We start from the raw sequence: 19,329 nt of genomic DNA, 5'->3' as shown, positions 1-19,329 counted from the left end.
GCTGTGGCTCCTTATACCAGACCGGCTGGCGCTTGCTGATGCCAGTCGGTGACTTGTTGGAATTGATGGCCGAGGTTGAGCAGGCGGCTTTCGTCAAAGTAGTTGCCAATCAGTTGTAGGCCGACCGGCAGGTTGTCGATCTGGCCACAAGGAATTGACATGGCTGGCAGGCCTGCCAGGTTGATGGCGATGGTAAAAATATCTTCGAGGTACATGGCGACGGGGTCACTGGTTTTTTCACCGGCTCGAAACGCCGGGCTGGGGGTGGTCGGGCTCATGATGACGTCGACCTGTTTGAAGGCTTCGACAAAGTCATTTTTGATCAGGCGGCGTACCTGCTGGGCTTTTTTGTAGTAGGCGTCGTAGAAACCGGCAGACAGGGCATAGGTGCCAACCATGATGCGGCGTTTGACTTCTTCACCAAAACCTTCGCCGCGTGAACGTTTGAACAGGTCGTTGACGTCTTGCGGATCTTCGCAGCGATGACCAAAGCGCACACCGTCCATACGAGACAGGTTGGCGGAACATTCAGACGGTGCAATCACGTAGTACACCGGAATCGCCAAATGGGTGTTCGGCAGGCTGATTTCCTTGACGGTAGCGCCCAGTTTTTCGTATTCGGCAATGGCGTTACGTACTTGCTGTTGCATGGCGCTGCTGAGGTCGTCGCGGAAATATTCTTTCGGCAAGCCAATGGTCAGACCGGCAATGCTGTCGTTCAGGTTGGCGGTGTAGTCGGGGACATCTCGCTGCATGGAGGTGGAATCTTTGGGGTCGAATCCGGCCATCACGTTGAGCATCATGGCGGAGTCTTCGGCTGTTCGGGTAATCGTACCACCCTGATCGAGGCTGGAGGCGAAGGCAATCATGCCCCAGCGGGAAACCCGGCCGTAGGTTGGCTTGATGCCAGTGACGCCACAAAAAGCCGCTGGCTGGCGAATCGAGCCGCCGGTATCGGTGGCGGTGGCGCCGGGTATCAGGCGGGCAGCGACTGCAGCTGCGGAACCACCGGAAGATCCACCGGGTACGTGTTCTGGATGCCAGGGGTTTTTGACGGCCCCGAAGAACGAGCTTTCGTTGGATGAGCCCATGGCAAATTCATCCATGTTGAGCTTACCCAGGCTCACTGCGCCCGCGCTGTTGAAGTTGGATACCACCGTGGCATTGTAGGGAGCAACAAAGTTACCGAGCATTTTGGAGCCGCAGGTGGTCAGCACGCCATCGGTACAAAAAATATCTTTGTGCGCCATGGGAACACCGCTCCACGGGGTGGCGTTGCCAGCTGCACGGGCGGCGTCGGCCGCAGCGGCCTGGGCCAGTGCTTGCTCGGCAGTCACGGTAATAAAGCTGTTATAACGGCTGTCCAGCTGGTGAATGCGATCCAGATAAGCCTGGGTGACTTCGACGCTGGAATATTCGCCTGCGGCCAGGTCGCGGGAAATCTGGGCGATGGTTTTGTTGTGCATGGGGTCTTTGTCCTGTAAATCGTCCTGTGAACCGTCCTGTGACGCTGATCCAGATGTGGAACGTGCCTGAAAACGATCCGGCTATTCAAAAAGGCCGGACGGGATTATATGCTGCGCTTATTCGACCACACGGGGTACGAGGTAATGGCCACGTTCTGTGGCTGGAGCAATCTGCTGGAAATGCTCGCGCTGGTTTTCTTCGGTTACCTGGTCGGTACGCAGGCGCTGCACTGCATCGAGAGGATGCGCCATGGGCGCAACATCGCTGGTATCGACAGCGGCTAGCTGGTCAACCAGGCCCAGTATGTTGCTGAGGTTGTTCTGGTATTCGGCGATTTGGGCGTCATCAATTTGCAAACGGCACAATTCGGCAATATTGCGCACTTGATCTTGTTCCAGAGCCATACAGCTTCTCCAGTATCTCTGTCTATTTAAAACGCTCGAGACTAGCACAAATGCGCCTTGCTCTAAATCCCTGCCATTGCTAGAGTTAGCGCACTTTTTTATGCCAGATGCAAACAGGAAACGGCGGGATGTTCAAAGCTCTTAGAGGCATGTTCTCCAGCGATCTGTCGATCGACCTGGGAACAGCAAATACCCTGATTTACATGCGCGACAAGGGTATTGTTCTTAACGAACCATCGGTCGTTGCCATTCGTCTCCAGGGACACCAGAAAAGTGTTGCTGCGGTCGGGATGGAAGCCAAGCGAATGCTGGGCCGTACTCCGGCCAATATACAGGCCATTCGGCCAATGAAGGACGGTGTGATTGCCGACTTTGAAGTCACCGAAAAAATGCTGCAGTATTTTATCAAGCGAGTGCATGAGTCCAGCTTTATGCCGCCTAGCCCGCGGGTTGTGGTGTGTGTGCCGTATCAGGCAACCAAGGTTGAGCGGCGGGCGATTCGTGAATCGGTACTGAATGCCGGGGCCAGCAAGGTTTATCTTATTCATGAACCGATGGCAGCGGCCATCGGGGCTGGTTTGCCGGTTGATGAAGCCCGTGGCTCGATGGTGGTGGATGTTGGTGGTGGTACCACAGAAATTGCCATTATCTCGTTGAGCGGTGTGGTATACGCCGAGTCTGTGAAGATTGGTGGTGACCGTTTTGATGAATCCATCGTCGCCTATGTACGTCGACATTACGGCAGCCTGATTGGTGAAGCCACGGCTGAACGCATCAAGCAGGAAATCGGTACCGCTTATCCCGGCGCTGAAATTCGTGAGATTGATGTGCGTGGTCGTAATCTAGCGGAAGGCATTCCGCGCAGTTTTACGCTGAATTCCAACGAGATTCTGGAAGCATTACAAGAGTCGCTGGCGGCTATTGTGCAGGCGGTCAAGAGTGCTCTGGAGCAAGCGCCGCCAGAACTGGCTTCCGATGTGGCGGAACGCGGTATGGTGTTGACCGGTGGTGGTGCCTTGCTGCGCGATCTCGACAAGTTGCTGAGCGAGGAAACCGGCTTGCCGGTGCTGGTCGCGGATGATCCGCTGACGTGTGTGGCGCGTGGGGGCGGTCGTTTCCTTGAAACCGCGTCGGAACAAGCGCTGGATATCCTGTCTCAGGAATAATTCGGGTAACAGGATGACTCCGTCACCTGCTCAGGCGGGTGGGGTGTTCTCGCCCTTTGTATTACTTTTGCAGATTGCCTAGTCGTTCGGGAGTCGGGTTATCAGACCGCAATTTCAGATACCCCCGTATCAGGGCCAACGCACCTTGTTGGTCTGCTTGTTAGCGCTTGCCCTGATGTGGGCGGATCAACGCTATGCCGTATTCCAGTCTTTGCGTTATGTCGCCGGATACGCCCTGTATCCTGCCCAACAGCTCGCTATCCTGCCGTCCTCGCTGGCCAACTGGATGGACGAGTCCACCACTTCGCGGCGGGATCTGCTGGATCAGAACAAGCAGCTTTCTGCACGTAATCTGGTGCTTGAATTAAAAGCCCAACGGCTTGCCTCGCTGGAAGCGGAGAACATTGAGCTGCGGGAGTTGCTCAGTGCCTCTGAACAGGTCGACGACAAGGTGCTGGTGACCACGGTGATTGCCGTGGATCCTGATCCCTATACTCAGCAAATCCTGATTAACAAGGGCGGCGATGACGGCGTCTTTATTGGCCAGCCGGTACTGGATGCCTATGGTCTGTTGGGGCAGGTAGTGGATGTGCTTCCTCATACCTCCCGCGTGATGATGATTGCCGATTCCAACCATGCCATTCCGGTGCAAATCAACCGTAACGGTGTCCGTGCAATAGCGACGGGTACCGGTGCGCTGGATCGGCTTGAGCTAATTTATGTGCCTAATACCGCAGATATCAAAGTGGGAGATTTACTGGTCAGCTCCGGTCTTGGTGGTCGTTACCCCCGAGGTTATCCGGTTGCGACGGTAGAGCAAGTGGAGCATCAGGCTGGGCAATTGTTTGCCAGTGTGACTGCTACTCCGAGTGCCCGGATGGATCGTAGCCGATTATTGCTCCTGGTGTTCAGCCAGGGAGCGGGCAAGGTGCCTTCGGACGAATTGTGGAGGGATGACCGGTGACGTCTATTCAGTCGTTTGTTATCGGTATGCTTTCGCTGTTTCTGGGGTTTGTGCTGGAGCACCTGCCGCTGCCGGATTTGCTGAGCTGGTTCCAACCGTTGTGGATACTGGTGATTATTACCTTGCTGGTGTTTCAGTCCCCGCAAACGTTTGGTTTGTGGCTGGCAATTCCTGCCGGACTAATGATGGATGCCGAGCAGGGAGCCTTGTTGGGAACCCACGTCTTCACCTTGTCGATTCATATATTTCTAGTGCAGTTTTTTTTCCGGCGCATCGAAGTTTTTAACCTGTTCCAACAAATGGCGGTGGTGTTGGTGCTGGCGTTGTTGCATCAGCTGCTCAGTTTCTGGCTGGCGCAAGTGATGCTCGACTTCCCGCACCCGGTGAATATGTGGGGGCCAGCCTTCAGTTCGATGTTTGTCTGGCCCTGGTTATTTGCCCTGACACGACTGACCCTGCGGCGGATGTCGATATGATAGTACTGGCTTCGGCTTCTCCACGCCGTCAGGAATTGCTGCGACAGATCGGTGTGCCACATCAGGTCGCGCCAGCGGATATTGATGAAACCCCTGTTGCCAATGAAAATCCCAGTGAGTACGTCGTGCGAATGGCGGAGACCAAAGCCCGTGTCGTCGCCGCGCAGTTGGATGCGGTGACGACAGTGCTGGCTGCCGATACCAGTGTGATTCTGGACGGGTGTATTCTGGGCAAACCAGAAAATCCTGAGCATCATCGCGTCATGCTGCAGCAGCTGTCGGGCAACACCCAGCAGGTGTTGTCGGCGATTGCGGTGGTGAGCGGATCGCGCTGCGATATTCAGGTGGTGATGACCCATGTGACGTTTCGCCAATTGGATGACGGGCTGATCAGTCGGTATCTTGCCTGCGGGGAAGGTGATGACAAGGCCGGTGGCTATGGCATTCAGGGCAAAGGAGCGGTTCTGGTGGCTTCCATCCATGGCAGTTACAGCAATGTGGTGGGCCTGCCGCTGGCAGAAACAGCCCTCTTGCTTGAACAACATGGCATATCATACTGGCAGTCTTGACGAGCGTGCCGAGAATGGCAGCCTGACGGCCCTGGAGTCCGGCTGACCTTGGTTTGCTGCGCCATTAGTGACCCGCCAATACAATAAAAGGATCCGGTAATGAACGCAGAAATCTTGATGAATATTACACCCACCGAGACACGGGTTGCGGTGGTGGAAAACGGTGTGTTGCAGGAGATTGTCATTGAGCGCACCAATCACCGCGGCCTGGTCGGCAATATCTACAAGGGGAAGGTGGTTCGGGTGTTGCCTGGTATGCAGGCTGCGTTTGTGAATATTGGCCTCGAGCGGGCGGCGTTTATTCATGCTGCGGAGCTGGGTCATCCGGATAGCCAGACGCCGATCAACCAGTTATTACACGAAGGTCAGTCACTGGTGGTTCAGGTGACCAAAGACCCTATCGGCACCAAGGGTGCGCGGCTGACCACTCAACTGACTATCCCATCCCGTTATCTGGTGTATATGCCCGGCGCGGATCATGTGGGTGTTTCCCAGCGCATTGATGACGGTGGCGAACGCGATCGTCTCAAACAGATGGTGCAGGATTGCATGGAAGCAGAAGGCCTGACCGGAGAGGCCGGGTTTATCTTGCGTACGGCGGCGGAAGGGGTGGGCGAAGAAGAAATACTGGCCGACACCCGTTATTTGCGCCGCTTGTGGCGCAAGCTGGAAGAACGCATCAGCGAGTACTCGTCTCCGGCGGTGGTCTACGATGAGCTGCCCTTGTATCTGCGCACCTTGCGAGACTACGCGCGCCCGGAAGTGGACAAGATTCTGGTGGATTCTCGCGAGACCTTTGAAAAAATCCTGCAGTTCTCCCAGCAATATGTGCCGGAAATTGAAGATCACCTGAACTACTACGCCGGGCCTAGACCGGTGTTTGAATTGTACAGTGTTGAAGATGAAATCCAGCGTGCACTGGAACGCAAGGTGCCACTCAAAAGTGGTGGCTACCTGGTCATCGACCAAACTGAAGCCATGACCACCATTGATGTCAACACTGGTGGTTTTGTCGGCAGACGTAACCTTGAAGAAACCATCTATAAAACCAATCTGGAAGCTGCCAATGCCATTGGACGACAGCTGCGGCTGCGCAATCTGGGAGGCATTATTATTCTCGATTTTATTGATATGACCGACCCGGAACATCAGCGTCAGGTGTTGCGGATGCTGGAAAAGGCACTGGAAAAAGACCATGCCAAAACCAAGATCAGTGGCGTGTCGGAGCTGGGCCTGGTGGAGATGACCCGCAAGCGTATCCGTGAAAGTCTCGAACAGATGCTGATGGAACCGTGCAAGGCCTGTGATGGCCGAGGTTCGGTAAAAACGCCCGAGACGGTGTGCTACGAAATTTTTCGGGAAATCTTGCGGGAAGACCGTGCCTATGGTGCCGGAACCTACCTGGTGCTGGCCAGCCAGTCAGTACTTGACCGGTTGCAAGACGAAGACAGTGATGGGCTGGCAGATTTGGAGGCATTTATTGGTAAAACCATTAAACTGCAGGTCGAATCCCTGTACGCACAGGATTACTACGACATCATTTTGCAATAACTATTTTCAATAGGAATCGGCATGAGGTTTCTCGGTGCCTGCTGGACGCAGCTCTGGATAACACTGGTTGTTGGACTGGTGATGACGGCGCTCTATACCAGCGCCGGGCGCCAGTTAATCCCGCTGGTGGAGACCTGGCAGCCGGATCTGGAGCAGCAGCTTGCCCGACAGCTCGGCCAGCCTGTCACCATTGGCCAGATGGAAGGCGACTGGCGTTATTTATCGCCGATTTTGCGGCTGCGTGACATCACCGTGGGCGTGGCACCAGATCAAGTGTACTTGCAGCGCGTCGAGCTAGAGCTGGACGTCAGCGCCAGCGCGTTTTATCAGCTCCCGGTGTTCAAGCGTATCGAAGTCGAAGGGCTGGAACTATCGTTACGGCGCCATCAACAGCAGTGGTTTATTGGCCAGAACTGGATGCTGCCATGGCAAGAAGGCGACTCCGGCGACGTTGCAGAGTCCCCAGACTCAAGCCAGCCCCAGACGCTTGGCCCTCGCCAGCCGGAACAACGGCCGCTGTGGGCGAGGTTGCTGGAATTACAGCAGCGGATGGAAATCACCGACTCTCATATTCAGGTGCTCAACGACAATGGCAAAACCGATCGTTTACTGATCAAACAGCTGTTGTGGCGTCATCAGGGGGGCAGCCAATCCATACGTGGCAATCTGGCTTGGGGACGAGAGCAGCTGGCTGATATCTCGCTGAATGCCGTATTGGATGGCCAGATCTGGCCCTGGAGCGAGCAGAGCGGGGAAGTGTTCGCCTACGTTGAGCCACAAAGCTGGACACGCTGGATTCCAGATGATCTGCCACTGGGGCTGACATTTGACAATCTCGATGCGGGTGCCGAAATCTGGTTGAAAATCCGTAAGGGCGACCTGTATCAGGTCTACGCCGATCTTAATCTTGAACAGCTGGATCTGACCACGCGCGAGCAGCCGCTGAGTCTGACCGAAGGCCGCATCCAGCTGGGTGGCGAACATAATGGCGATGACTGGCATATGCGCATCATGCCTGCGCTGGGTGACACGATCCCTTTTCATGACTTTACCATCAGTGCCATCAGCCTGCCGGATCAGCGTGGCTGGCAACTGGGGTTAGCACAGCTGGAGATCAATCAGGCGCTTGACTATCTGTTAGGGCATGGCCTGCTGCCGGATCCTTTTGATCGCTATCTGAGTCATATCCAGCCTGGCGGTCAGGCGCAGGATGTTCGTATCTCCTTTTTGCCAGGGGCAACCGACACGGTAGATGTACGGGCGGATTTACGTGGTGTGCACGGCACTACCTATAAGGGCATTCCCGGAGTACAGGGCCTGAATGGCCAGTTGCATTTGCAGCCTCGGATTGGGCGTATCAACTTCAAGGACCAGGCAGTAACGGTCGATTTACAAGGCGTTTATCAGCAACCGTGGCAGATGGATGCGGTTTCTGGTGCGTTGCATTGGCGTATCCAGCCGGATGAATCCCGTATCTGGCTCACTGACATGCGGGGACGCTGGCAACACTTGCAGTTGCGCAGTGAACTGTCCATGACCTTGCCATCCCGCGCTTCGGGGCGGGACAGCAGTTTCAGCTTGTTGCTGGGATTACCCGCTGCCAGTATGGCGGATCGTAGTCGTTTGCTGCCTGATTTGCTGGAGCCCGAAGTCCGACAGTGGCTGGATACCGCCTTGTTGGCGGGTTCTTTCTCCAATGGCGCCTTTTTACTGAATGGTGTGCTGGAAGAAGGTCGCCCAAACAACAGCCTGACCACTCAGCTGTACATGGATATCAAACAAGGCGAACTGGAATACCTCAAAGGCTGGCCGTTGATGCGTAACGTGACGGGCCGGATTTTACTGGATACACCGTCGGTGGATGCCTGGGTCGATGGCGCTGATACGCTGGGTGGACATATCGCTCCGCAAGGCGGCCACATCCGTTTACGTAACACGCCGGATAAGCCAACCCGCTTGTTTATCGATGGTCAGCTGACTGGAGAAAGTGGCGAAGCGCTGCGCTATTTTACTGAAACGCCGTTGCAAGATATGGTCGGTCATGCTTTTGACCACTGGCAAGGACAGGGCAGCCTGAACGCCAAGATGAGTCTGGAAATGGCATTGGGCAGCTCTGATGATAATCCGCTGGTGCGTATTGCCGCGCAGCTGGACAATAACCGGCTGCGTCTGGATGACCTGAATCTGGATATCTCGTCGTTGACTGGCTCGCTGATCTACGATTCGGTCGCCGGTTTATCATCGACGGATCTGCAGGGTGAGGTAATGGGCGGCAAGGTGACTGCGGTGATGACATCCACCACGATGGCCAACGGTTTCACCACCCGTCTCCGTGCAGATGGTCGGGCGACACTGGCTGCATTCAAGCAATGGATGCCGATGTTTTTGCTCGATCCGATATCCGGTGAATTGGGCTACCAGGCGACACTGGATCTAAATACCGTCTCCAGCGATGTACGCTTTACCCTGGATACGACACTGGATGGCACCCGGATTGATTATCCGGCCCCACTGGGAAAAGCGGCAGACGACGCGACACATCCCTTGCATATCACCGTTCGGCCTGGCCGCGAAACCCGCATCACTATGAACTATGACGACCGTATTCGTGGTGTGTTTGCACTGGATAATCAGGGGCTCAACCGTGGTCAGGTGTACCTGGGTAACAGCGAACCATTTTTACCCAGCGACGCCGGGGTCGAGATTCGTGGCCAACTTGATACGCCAGTCAAGGCCGAAGAATGGTGGGCCATGTGGTTGCGACTGCAGCCGTTGGCTGCAGCTGAAACAAGCGCGAACACCAAAGCCGGTAGCACCAGTACTAAGTCAGCTCGTACCGCGAGCAGCGGAGCAAACGATAATCCGTTACGGCTGGTGGATCTGACTTTTACCCGGCTCGATGCCTGGACACTGGCAACCGGGCAGACCCATGTGGTGGCACGTCAGAACTGGGGTGAATGGCAAACACATATTGATAGCGATCTGATCAGCGGTGATGTGGTGTTGGGAGCCGGTTCAGAGCCAGTGGCTATTGTGCTGGATTATCTGCATTTGCCGCAAACCGATGAGGTCGCTGAAGAGCCCGATGCCCGAGGATTATTATTGGGCGAAACACCAGCCAACAAGCAGTTGGAGACAGTGCTTGCCAACGATGCATTGAAGGATCTGGTGCCCGCCGAGCTATTATCAATGGATATTAATATTGCTGAATTTATTGTCGGCAGTCGTAATTTTGGCCGTTGGTCATTGAGTAGCAGAGCCGTGGAAAATGGTCTGGCACTGACAATAAACGATAGTGATATGAAGGGGTTGCATTTCAGCGGTGATATTCGCTGGTTGTTGGAAAATGATGGTCATCACACCTATATCGATAGGCTGCAAGTGCGCGGCAAGGATCTCGGCAAGGTTCAGAAGGCCTTCCGTCAGGAACCCATTATTGAAGGCAAAGAACTGTCATCGTCGATGAGTTTGAGTTGGCAGGGTTCCCCATTGGCATTTAATCCCATGAGCTTGAATGGTCTGGCGACCTTGCGGATTAATGATGGCGTTTGGAAAACTGAAGGCACCGGGGCACTCAAGGCGTTTGGTATCCTGAACTTCAATTCCATTACCCGTCGCTTGCAGTTGGATTTTACCGATCTGTATCAGTCTGGACTGGCGTTTGATGTGATGAAAGCCAAAGCCAGTATTCTGCAAGGTAAATTGACCTTTTCCGAGCCACTGGTGGTGGATGGCCCTGGGGCCAAATTTCTGATGTCTGGCAGTACTGATCTGGTCGCCGAGACGCTGGATATGAAACTGGCAGTGACTTTTCCGGTAACCGGCTCTTTGCCACTGGTGGCCATCTTGGCGGGTTTTGCCGCGCCAGTTGCCGGGGCGATTTATGTTACGGAAAAGCTGATTGGTGATGAACTGGAAAAGTTTACCAGCGCCAGCTATGACGTTACCGGGCGCTGGAGCGCACCTAAAATGCAAATTCGCCAGGCTTTTGATAATGAAGTCGATGGCAAGAAAAGCCGCAGTTTCAAACAGCGTTTTCTGAGTATTTTTGGACTGGAGGAATCCCGATGACCAAGGTCGCAGCAATTCAGATGAACAGTCTGGCAGAACCGGAAGACAATTTTCTTCAGGCCGTGGCGTTATTGCGGCACGCTCGGGATCAGGGAGCGGTATTGGCGCTACTGCCAGAGATGTTTCTCAGCATGGACGGTAAGCGTTATCAGGATTTGGCTCGGGATATGAGCTGGGTAGATCGTCTCGGTGACGTGGCCCGTGATCTCGGACTTTGGCTGGTGGCCGGAGCGGTGCCACAGCCAGCCCCCGATCCGGCTGAACCCAGAGTGCGTTCGGCCTGTTTGGTGTTTGATGATCAGGGTGAACTGGTGGCGCGTTACGACAAAGTACACCTGTTTGATGTCGCAGTAGGGGATTCCCAGGGACAATATCGTGAGTCGGAGCGTTTTTGCCCTGGCGATGCGGTGGTGGTGGTCGATACGCCCGCAGGCCGCCTTGGGCTGAGTATCTGCTATGACCTGCGGTTTGCCGAGCTATACCGGCTGCTGCGAGAGCAGGGGGCAGAATTATTGGCTGTGCCAGCAGCTTTTACCTGGAAAACCGGAGCGGCGCATTGGGAAATATTATTGCGCGCCCGTGCCATTGAGCAGCAATGTTATCTGCTGGCTGCAGACCAGTGTGGTTGGCATGACAGCAGGCGTCAGACCTGGGGACACAGCCAGATTATTGACCCTTGGGGAACAACGCTCGCGCAACTGGAGCATGAACCCGGCGTGGTTTGCAGCAATATTGATCTGGCCGAATTGCAGCGCTTGCGGCAGAATATGCCGGTGGTTGAGCATCGGCGCTTCTGATCAGGCTTCTGATTGTTGCCGATACTGACTGGGAGATAACCCGGTCTGGCGGCGAAAAAAACGGGTGAAATAGGCCGGGTCCTGAAAGCCCAGCTGGTAAGCAATCGCACTGACAGGTTGAATGGTATAGCTGAGGCTGCGGCAAGCTTCCAGCGTCAGACGTTCGTGAATCAGACTCAGCGCTGTCCGGTGCAGTTGCTGTTTGCACAAACTGTTCAGGTGTGGAGCGCTGATGCCGAGCTCTGCGGCGTAACTGGCGGTCGTTCTCTGGCGGGCATAGTCCCGATTGATGAGACAGGTAAAGTCGGTCAGATAGCGGTTTTCTCTGCACCATCCCGGTGTCTGCTTTACCGCTTGTTGATAATGCTGGCGTGCCAGTACGGTGGTAATCAGTTGGAGCCAGCTTTTTAAGGCATCGCCACGTTGTTCATCAGCAGTGGCGTGGTATTCCTCCAGTAGGCCATGCATATAGCTGGCGATTTTTTCGCAGGCGCTGGCATCATCCACTCGCTGAGTAATACGCCAGGTGGCTGACCCGTCCAGCTGCGCCATCAGCGAGTGGCTCAGCGACAACACAAATCCCTCGACGTCTTCTGACCACAAAAAATCGTGAATACACAATGCTGCAATGGCGATCACCGTCGGAGCTTCTGCGGTAAACGACCCACCGTCGATATTGGCTTCCCCTGAGCCACGCGTCAGGCAAAACAGTTGCGTCAACCCCTGATGTCGATGTGGCCGAATGGTGAATTGATGCTGACGACTGCGCAGACTGAGTGTTTCGCAATGCAACAAATCCGGCGTAAAGCCGCTGCTGTTATCGCCATACTGGTGGACTGTCGGAATCTGGTGGTGGTTGTTTGTCGGTTGCATAGCCGTTGTGGTTACTTTTATCGTTACTTTTGTGGTTGCTCTGTCCCGCTTGGATACATTGGCTGCTGACGGCTGATTGATCTGCATCAGGAAAATATCAGGCAATGCCTTGATCTTCGAAATGTACAAGTATGAGTGGCTTATTTCCATGTTTTATTGCTAGGCATTGATTAAAACTGCAACCAGCTGATTCACCGGATCATCATCAATAATAATTCCTGGTAACGGATTGGAGGTTGCAGTCATGAACTGGCAACAACACGAATACGACGCTATTCCGGGCACTTATGTGTTCGACGGCAAACGCTCTCATTCTGGCTACAACCTGAACCGGATGGCGTTTTCTTTTAACCAGAAAGCCAATCGGGATGAGTTTTCTGCCGATATGGACGCCTATTGCCGCAAATACCAGCTCTCTGACGAGCAGCGTGAAGCGGTACTGGCGGGTGATTTTCTCACTCTGATGCGGCTGGGTGGCAACGTCTATTACCTGGCCAAGATCGCGGTATTTCACGGTTTGACGGTGCAGGACGCCGGAGCCGCTTTTCACGGTATCTCGACCGACGAATTCAAGCAAATGCTGCTGAATAACGCCGCAGGATTTGAAGAAAAACTGAATCAAGAAGGAGGGTTCTGGCATGGCTAAGATCATCGGTGGTATCACCACGTCTCATATTCCGGCGATTGGCAATGCCATGGCCAACAAACAGGAAAACGATCCCTACTGGCAGCGCTTTTTTGCCGGTTATGAACCGGTCAAGCAGTGGCTGGCGGAAGTGAAGCCCGATCTGGCCATTATTGTGTATAACGATCATGGTCTGAATTTTTTCCTCAATCAGGTGCCGACCTTTGCCATGGGCTGTGCCGACGAATATCGTAATGCTGACGAAGGCTGGGGTATTCCTGAAATGCCGCCGTTCAAAGGCGATGCACCTTTTTCCTGGCATGTGGCCGAGAGCCTGATCAACCAGGGCGTGGATATGTGTACCTGTCAGGAAATGCTGGTCGACCATGGTTTTACCGTGCCGATGGCACTGATGTGGAGAGATTTACCCGAGTGGCCAGTCAAGACGTTGCCTTTTGCTGTTAACACGGTTCAGCATCCACTGACCAGTGCCAAGCGCTGTTACGAGGTTGGCAAGGCGCTACGTACGGCGGTGGAATCCTATCCCGAAGATATGAAAGTCGTGATTATCGGTACTGGCGGGTTGTCGCACCAGTTACAAGGGGAGCGTTCCGGGCTGATCGATGTTGAATACGACATCCAGTGCATGGATGCCATTGTGAATAACCCTGAATGGATGTGTAGCCAGAGCAACACCGACATCATGGAAAAAGCCGGTACTGAAGGCATCGAAGTGATTATGTGGATGGTGATGCGGGGCGCTTTGAGCGACAAGGTCAATGTACTGCACAAGCACTATCATGCGCCGATTTCCAACACCGGAGCCGGGGTACTGTTGCTGACTAATAGCGAAGAGTAATAACGAATACTAACGGCTGTGGGGGCCTGGCAGGGCTTGTTGTCATTGCAAAAAAACTGCTGGCAACAGCCCGGAAACATGGGCTGTGAAAAGACATCTAAGCCAATTTTTTGAATCACATCCGAGTTATAGAGCTGCGGCGGTGCTTAGCACCGCCGCAGGTGCTTAACGGGATGCTTCGACGATACGTTGCATATCGGTCATGTAACCACGCAGTTCTTGGCCAACCCATTCAACCGGGTGGTTGCGGATCAGTTCGTTCACTTCAATCAGGCGTGCGTTATCAACCGAGTTGGTTTTCAGGTTCAGACCTTTACCAATCACGTCGGTGCTGATATGCGGCATGAACTTCTCGCGCAGCAGAGGCACGGCGGCGTGAGAGAACAGGTAGTTACCGTATTCGGCGGTGTCAGAAATCACCACGTTCATTTCGTACAGTTTGCGACGGGCGATGGTGTTGGCGATCAGTGGCGTTTCGTGCAAAGACTCGTAGTAAGCAGACTCTTCAACGATGCCGGATTCAACCATGGTTTCGAACGCCAGTTCAACACCGGCCTTGATCATGGCAACCAGCATGATGCCGTGATCAAAGTATTCCTGTTCGTTGATTTCAACATCCGAAGCCGGAGCTTTTTCAAAGCCGGTTTCTGCGGTTTCTTCACGCCAGGTCAGCAGGTTTTTGTCATTGTTGGCCCAGTCTTCCATCATGGTGCGGGAGAACTCGCCAGAGATGATGTCGTCCTGGTGCTTGCGGAACAATGGACGCATCAGTTCTTTCAGGTCTTCCGCCATGTCGAAGGCTTCGATTTTGGCTGGGTTGGACAGACGATCCATCATGTTGGTGATACCACCGTACTTCAGTGCTTCGGTGGTGGTTTCCCAACCGTACTGGATCAACTTGGCGGCATAGCCTTCGTCGATGCCATCTTCAACCATTTTCTCGAAGCCCAGAATCGCACCGGTTTGCAGCATGCCGCAGAGGATGGTTTGTTCGCCCATCAGGTCGGATTTTACTTCAGCAACGAAAGACGATTCCAGACAGCCAGCGCGGTGGCCGCCAGTACCCGCTGCCCAGGCCTTGGCGATTTCCAGGCCGTCGCCATTCGGATCATTTTCAGGATGAACCGCGAGCAGTGTCGGAACACCAAAACCACGCTTGTATTCTTCACGTACTTCCGATCCTGGGCACTTGGGTGCAACCATTACAACGGTCAGGTCTTCACGGATCTGCATGCCTTCTTCAACAATGTTGAAACCGTGGGAGTAGCCCAGGGTGGCACCTTGTTTCATCAGTGGCATAACTGTAGAGACAACGGCGGTATGCTGTTTGTCTGGCGTCAGGTTCATAACCAGATCCGCAGAGGGAACCAGTTCTTCATAAGTGCCAACCGTGAAACCGTTGTCGGTGGCGTTTTTCCAGGATTGGCGTTTTTCCGCAATGGCTTCTGCCCGCAGAGTGTAGGAAACATCCAGGCCGGAGTCGCGCATGTTCAGACCCTGGTTCAGACCCTGGGCACCACAACCGATAATGACAATTTTCTTGCCTTTCAGGTAATCGGCTTCGGATTCGAATTCTTCACGATCCATAAAGCGGCAACGGCCCAGTTGATCCAGCTTTTCACGCAGGTTCAGGGTATTGAAGTAGTTATTGCCCATGTTTGTTTTCCTCATTGCGGGGTGATACAGAATGTCGATGGCAGCATGGTAGGGGAATGCTGGTGTTGCGTAAAATGCTATATTTGCGTTGTAGTGTTGCGTTTTTTGCAATGAGCGGGTGGTGATCGTTTCGATAGTGGCCAGTGATTTTTTTGATCAGGTGATTTTTTATGGATTACAAAGACTTGCAGTCTTTTATCAGTCTGGCATCAATGCTTCACCTGGGGCGAGCTGCTGAGCAGTTACATATGAGTCCATCGACGCTCAGTCGCAGGCTGGCACGAATGGAGCAGGAAGTGGGGACGCCATTGATTAGTCGTGACAGAGCGCCGCTGTCTCTGACCACTGCTGGCGAACGCTTTCGCCAGCACGCCGAGCAAACCCTGTTCGCCTGGCAAACATTGCGACATGAGGTCAATACCGGGGTGAGTGACTTGTCCGGCCGATTGACGCTGTTTTGTTCGGTGACGGCCAGTTTTACGGTTTTGCCGGATTTGCTGTCGCGATTTCGGGAGCGTTATCCCTGTATTGACCTGAATATTCTCACCGGTGATGCCGCAGAATCGATTCCTCGTCTGAGTTCAGGGGATGCTGATATTGTCGTGGCCGCCCGTCCGGAAACTCTGGATGGCGGTTTGTCATTTCGGGCACTGACGTCCAGTCCATTGCTGTTTATTGCGCCGAGAAACGTTGCCATCATTCCTGAACTGACACAATCGGAACCCGATTGGCAAAAGCTCCCTATGGTGTTGTCGACCAGTGGGCTTGCACGTTCCCGCGTTGATCAGTGGTTTGCGGCCAGATCGATACAGCCACATATATATGCGCAGGTTTCCGGTAGTGAAGCGATTGTCAGTATGGTGGCGCTGGGTGTCGGGGTGGGGGTGGTGCCGGAGCTGGTACTGCGTCATAGTCCGATGTCGTCACGGGTGAGGGTCTTGGCGGTGCAGCCCGAACTGGAGTCCTTTTTGATTGGCCTGTGTTCACACGCGCATCGCTTGAACGATCCGCTGATTCAGGCACTCTGGAAGACAGCCTTTGACGGATAACGCATAATAGCGACCGTCAGGCCGTGCTCGGAGCGGCCTTATACCCATAAGACGGCAGATACCTTTCGGCGGCGCACGTATTTAACAGCGCTGCCAGTGCATGATAAGGCCATTGAATGAAACCAGTTCAGCAACACCCAAATGAAGAAGAATCGGTAACCGAATGCAACAGCAAAGACGGTGATCCCCAACGCCATACTGGCTGGGCCAGCAGCAGGGGTATTTATTTGTTGCCCAACCTGTTCACGACTGCAGCACTGTTTTCCGGATTTTATGCCATCACCGCGAGTATGAATGGGCATTTTGAAAAAGCTGCTGTGGCCATTTTTATTGCCATGATTCTGGATGGACTAGACGGTCGTGTCGCGCGAATGACCAATACCCAAAGTGATTTTGGGGCTGAATACGATAGTCTGTCCGACATGGTGTCGTTTGGTATGACACCAGCACTGGTCGCCTTCAGTTGGGCGTTACAGGATCTGGGCAAGATCGGTTGGGTGGCAGCCTTTGTTTATGTTGCCGGAGCGGCCTTGCGTCTGGCTCGGTTTAATACGCAATTGGCAGTGGCAGACAAGAATTTTTTCACCGGACTGGCTAGCCCGTCGGCCGCTGCTGTTGTTGCCGGAACGGTGTGGATGTTTTCTGATGCCGGAGTCAATGGTCAATCAGTGGCCTGGTTGATGGCCGTGCTGGTGCCTGTATCGGGTCTGCTGATGGTCAGTAATATCCGTTATCACAGCTTCAAGGGGCTGGATCTGAAAGGTAAGGTACCTTTTGTGGCATTGCTGGCGGTGGTACTGGTGTTTGTCGTGGTGTCTATCGATCCGGCCAAGGTGCTGTTGCTGGTTTTTGTTGGTTATGCGCTGTCTGGCCCGGCATTTGAAATATGGGATCGACTGAAAAAGCGTAAGAATTAGCTGAACTCTGCGACTACCCTGTGTCAATGATTCAATTCTGTTTATCAGGGAGTCGCAGTAATGCTTATATTCAACCCCCGACGTAGCGATCCAAAGCCTTCGGAAATCACCCCTAAAGACACCTATCTTAACCGTCGTTCATTTATGGGAGCGTCGATTGGTACTGCGCTGGGTGTCTCTGCAGTCGTGACGGCAGCGACGATGAGTTTGCCAGCACTGGCATTAGCAACTCGAAAAGAGCCAGCGTTGGCTGGCCCTGATTGGCTTAAGCAGCAAATCGCCAGTGCCAGGGAAACCGCCTACGGTACGGATGACATCCCCGCACCTTATAGTGCAATCACCAATTACAATAATTTTTATGAATTTGGTTACGACAAGGATGATCCTGCTCGATATGCCAACAAGCTGACAACAGACCCTTGGTCGGTAGAGATTGCCGGAGCTTGTGAAAACCCTGGCCGCTTGTCGCTGGAAGACTTGCTTAAAGGCATTGATCTCGAAGAACGTATTTATCGATTACGCTGTGTTGAAGCCTGGTCCATGGTGATTCCCTGGATTGGCTTTCCATTGGCTGATCTGATTAAACGCTGCAAGCCCTTGTCCAATGCCAAGTATGTTCAGTTTCAAACCCTCGAAGATCCAAAGCAATTCCCCGAACAGCGCAGTCGCTTCTCGACAATCGACTGGCCCTATCAGGAAGCCCTGCGTATGGATGAGGCCATGCATCCGTTAACTATTTTAGCCGTGGGGCTTTATGGGGAAGTTCTGCCAAATCAGAACGGTGCGCCATTACGTCTAGTCGTGCCATGGAAATACGGCTTTAAAAGTATTAAATCGATTGTATCGCTACGCTTTAGCGAGACTCAGCCCACTACGACCTGGAGTGTCCTGGCTCCCAAAGAATACGGCTTTTATGCCAATGTGAATCCCGATGTCGATCATCCACGCTGGAGTCAGGCTCGTGAACGCCGGCTGCCCTCCGGCCTGTTGTCTGCCAATCGTGTCGAAACCCGGATGTTCAACGGCTATGCTGACGAAGTATCCAGTTTATACAAGGATATGGATTTACACCGGTTCTATTAAGGGGGAAATAGCGTGATGGCGTTATCAACAAAAGCCTGGCGTGGCTGGCTGGTGCTAACCGCAGGTTTGTTACCTTTGATCTATCTGGGGTGGCAGATTATCCGGCTACAGTCGGGGGAATGGGATGTACTGGGGCCGGAGCCGGGTAGGGCGATTGTCTTTTTTACCGGCAGTTGGGCATTTAACCTGCTGCTTGCAGGTCTTGCTATTTCGCCATTACGGCGGCTGGGGATCAAATGGCCAGCGACTCACCGTCGAATGGTTGGGCTACTGGCATTCTCGTACGCAACGTGTCACCTGTTGGCTTATGCTGCTTTTCTGCTGGAATGGCAGTGGCAGGAAATTGCATCAGAACTGGTGGAGCGGCCCTACCTGACACTGGGTATGTTTGCCTGGTTACTTTTATTACCGTTGGCAGTGACGTCTCACAGCTACTGGCAGCGACGACTTAAACAACGCTGGAAACAGTTGCATGCTCTGGTTTACCTGATTGCCGTACTGGCTGCGATCCATTACTTGCTGCAAATCCGATCTAACTGGTTTGAACCTGTCCTCTATACTGTGGTAGCTATGCTCTTGCTGGCTGAACGGCTGTGGAGGAAATGGTGGCGTAAGCCGTCTGTCCGACTCAGCGCTGCACAAAAACTGCACATTTCTTTAAAATGACTGCTAACTGTCATCAAAGTGAAAAAAACAGTTGACGGCAAAGTTGACGTCCCTATAATGCGCGCCTCCCCACTGCTGATGCGGCGGGGAACGGAACAAGCTTCATGATTTTATGCTCGCTGTTTCGATCTTTAAG

The 19,329-nt window shown here is 53.6% G+C and carries 17 protein-coding genes; 13 read left to right on the top strand and 4 right to left on the bottom strand.

Features of this window, described 5'->3' with window-relative positions:
• Window positions 1–11: 11 nt before the first annotated feature.
• Both gatA and gatC read right to left on the bottom strand, forming a co-directional pair.
• Window positions 12–1,466 carry an Asp-tRNA(Asn)/Glu-tRNA(Gln) amidotransferase subunit GatA gene (gene gatA, locus WG929_RS19230; protein ID WP_416207373.1) on the bottom strand — a complete coding sequence of 485 codons (1,455 nt, stop codon included), beginning with the start codon at window positions 1,464–1,466 and terminating at the stop codon, window positions 12–14.
• Window positions 1,467–1,583: 117 nt separating this feature from the next.
• Window positions 1,584–1,871 (bottom strand): Asp-tRNA(Asn)/Glu-tRNA(Gln) amidotransferase subunit GatC, encoded by a 288-nt coding sequence (gatC, locus tag WG929_RS19225; protein WP_416207372.1) that lies wholly within the window; start codon window positions 1,869–1,871, stop codon window positions 1,584–1,586.
• Between the two features lie 128 nt (window positions 1,872–1,999).
• Here gatC and WG929_RS19220 point away from each other — a divergent pair, with 128 nt between their 5' ends.
• The 7 genes from WG929_RS19220 (at window position 2,000) to WG929_RS19190 (ending at window position 11,465) form a co-directional block, all read left to right on the top strand.
• A complete protein-coding gene (locus tag WG929_RS19220) occupies window positions 2,000–3,037 on the top strand; it encodes a rod shape-determining protein (RefSeq protein ID WP_369855430.1) in 1,038 nt (345 codons plus the stop codon).
• 100 nt (window positions 3,038–3,137) lie between these two features.
• On the top strand, window positions 3,138–4,001 hold the full coding sequence (mreC, locus tag WG929_RS19215; protein WP_416207394.1) for a rod shape-determining protein MreC: 864 nt from the start codon (window positions 3,138–3,140) through the stop codon (window positions 3,999–4,001).
• Window positions 3,998–4,477 (top strand): rod shape-determining protein MreD, encoded by a 480-nt coding sequence (gene mreD, locus WG929_RS19210; RefSeq protein WP_416207371.1) that lies wholly within the window; start codon window positions 3,998–4,000, stop codon window positions 4,475–4,477. The genes mreC and mreD overlap by 4 nt, the downstream gene beginning before the upstream one ends.
• Entirely contained in the window at window positions 4,474–5,046 is a 573-nt protein-coding gene (locus WG929_RS19205) for a Maf family protein (protein ID WP_416207370.1), read from the top strand. Before mreD ends, WG929_RS19205 begins: the two co-directional genes overlap by 4 nt.
• A gap of 99 nt (window positions 5,047–5,145) precedes the next feature.
• On the top strand, window positions 5,146–6,597 hold the full coding sequence (gene rng / locus WG929_RS19200) for a ribonuclease G (protein ID WP_416207369.1): 1,452 nt from the start codon (window positions 5,146–5,148) through the stop codon (window positions 6,595–6,597).
• Window positions 6,598–6,618: 21 nt separating this feature from the next.
• On the top strand, window positions 6,619–10,668 hold the full coding sequence (locus WG929_RS19195) for a YhdP family protein (RefSeq protein WP_416207368.1): 4,050 nt from the start codon (window positions 6,619–6,621) through the stop codon (window positions 10,666–10,668).
• Window positions 10,665–11,465 carry a carbon-nitrogen hydrolase family protein gene (locus WG929_RS19190; RefSeq protein ID WP_416207367.1) on the top strand — a complete coding sequence of 267 codons (801 nt, stop codon included), beginning with the start codon at window positions 10,665–10,667 and terminating at the stop codon, window positions 11,463–11,465. The genes WG929_RS19195 and WG929_RS19190 overlap by 4 nt, the downstream gene beginning before the upstream one ends.
• Here WG929_RS19190 and WG929_RS19185 read toward each other — a convergent pair whose 3' ends face one another.
• Window positions 11,466–12,467, bottom strand: a complete 1,002-nt coding sequence (locus WG929_RS19185) for a helix-turn-helix domain-containing protein (RefSeq protein ID WP_416207366.1) — start codon at window positions 12,465–12,467, stop codon at window positions 11,466–11,468.
• 115 nt (window positions 12,468–12,582) lie between these two features.
• On the opposite strand from WG929_RS19185, the gene WG929_RS19180 reads away from it, so the two are divergent.
• Both WG929_RS19180 and WG929_RS19175 read left to right on the top strand, forming a co-directional pair.
• Window positions 12,583–12,984 carry a protocatechuate 3,4-dioxygenase gene (locus tag WG929_RS19180; protein ID WP_416207365.1) on the top strand — a complete coding sequence of 134 codons (402 nt, stop codon included), beginning with the start codon at window positions 12,583–12,585 and terminating at the stop codon, window positions 12,982–12,984.
• On the top strand, window positions 12,977–13,822 hold the full coding sequence (locus tag WG929_RS19175; protein ID WP_416207364.1) for a class III extradiol dioxygenase family protein: 846 nt from the start codon (window positions 12,977–12,979) through the stop codon (window positions 13,820–13,822). The genes WG929_RS19180 and WG929_RS19175 overlap by 8 nt, the downstream gene beginning before the upstream one ends.
• Window positions 13,823–13,987: 165 nt before the next feature.
• On the opposite strand, the gene ilvC is transcribed toward WG929_RS19175, so the two are convergent.
• Window positions 13,988–15,478 carry a ketol-acid reductoisomerase gene (gene ilvC / locus WG929_RS19170; RefSeq protein ID WP_416207363.1) on the bottom strand — a complete coding sequence of 497 codons (1,491 nt, stop codon included), beginning with the start codon at window positions 15,476–15,478 and terminating at the stop codon, window positions 13,988–13,990.
• A gap of 170 nt (window positions 15,479–15,648) precedes the next feature.
• On the opposite strand from ilvC, the gene ilvY reads away from it, so the two are divergent.
• The 4 genes from ilvY (at window position 15,649) to msrQ (ending at window position 19,193) form a co-directional block, all read left to right on the top strand.
• The gene (gene ilvY / locus WG929_RS19165) at window positions 15,649–16,527 is read left to right on the top strand and encodes an HTH-type transcriptional activator IlvY (protein WP_416207362.1); all 879 of its coding nucleotides are present in this window, start codon (window positions 15,649–15,651) and stop codon (window positions 16,525–16,527) included.
• A gap of 116 nt (window positions 16,528–16,643) precedes the next feature.
• Window positions 16,644–17,444 (top strand): CDP-diacylglycerol--serine O-phosphatidyltransferase, encoded by an 801-nt coding sequence (gene pssA / locus WG929_RS19160; protein ID WP_416207361.1) that lies wholly within the window; start codon window positions 16,644–16,646, stop codon window positions 17,442–17,444.
• A gap of 60 nt (window positions 17,445–17,504) precedes the next feature.
• Window positions 17,505–18,527, top strand: a complete 1,023-nt coding sequence (gene msrP, locus WG929_RS19155; RefSeq protein ID WP_416207360.1) for a protein-methionine-sulfoxide reductase catalytic subunit MsrP — start codon at window positions 17,505–17,507, stop codon at window positions 18,525–18,527.
• 15 nt (window positions 18,528–18,542) lie between these two features.
• Complete coding sequence (gene msrQ, locus WG929_RS19150) at window positions 18,543–19,193, top strand: protein-methionine-sulfoxide reductase heme-binding subunit MsrQ (RefSeq protein WP_416207359.1); 651 nt, start codon at window positions 18,543–18,545, stop codon at window positions 19,191–19,193.
• Window positions 19,194–19,329 lie beyond the last annotated feature (136 nt).

The organism is Oceanobacter antarcticus (assembly GCF_044962685.1).
Classification (GTDB): Bacteria; Pseudomonadota; Gammaproteobacteria; order Pseudomonadales; family Oceanobacteraceae; genus Oceanobacter; species Oceanobacter antarcticus.
This window is presented reverse-complemented; position numbering and strand designations above follow the sequence as displayed.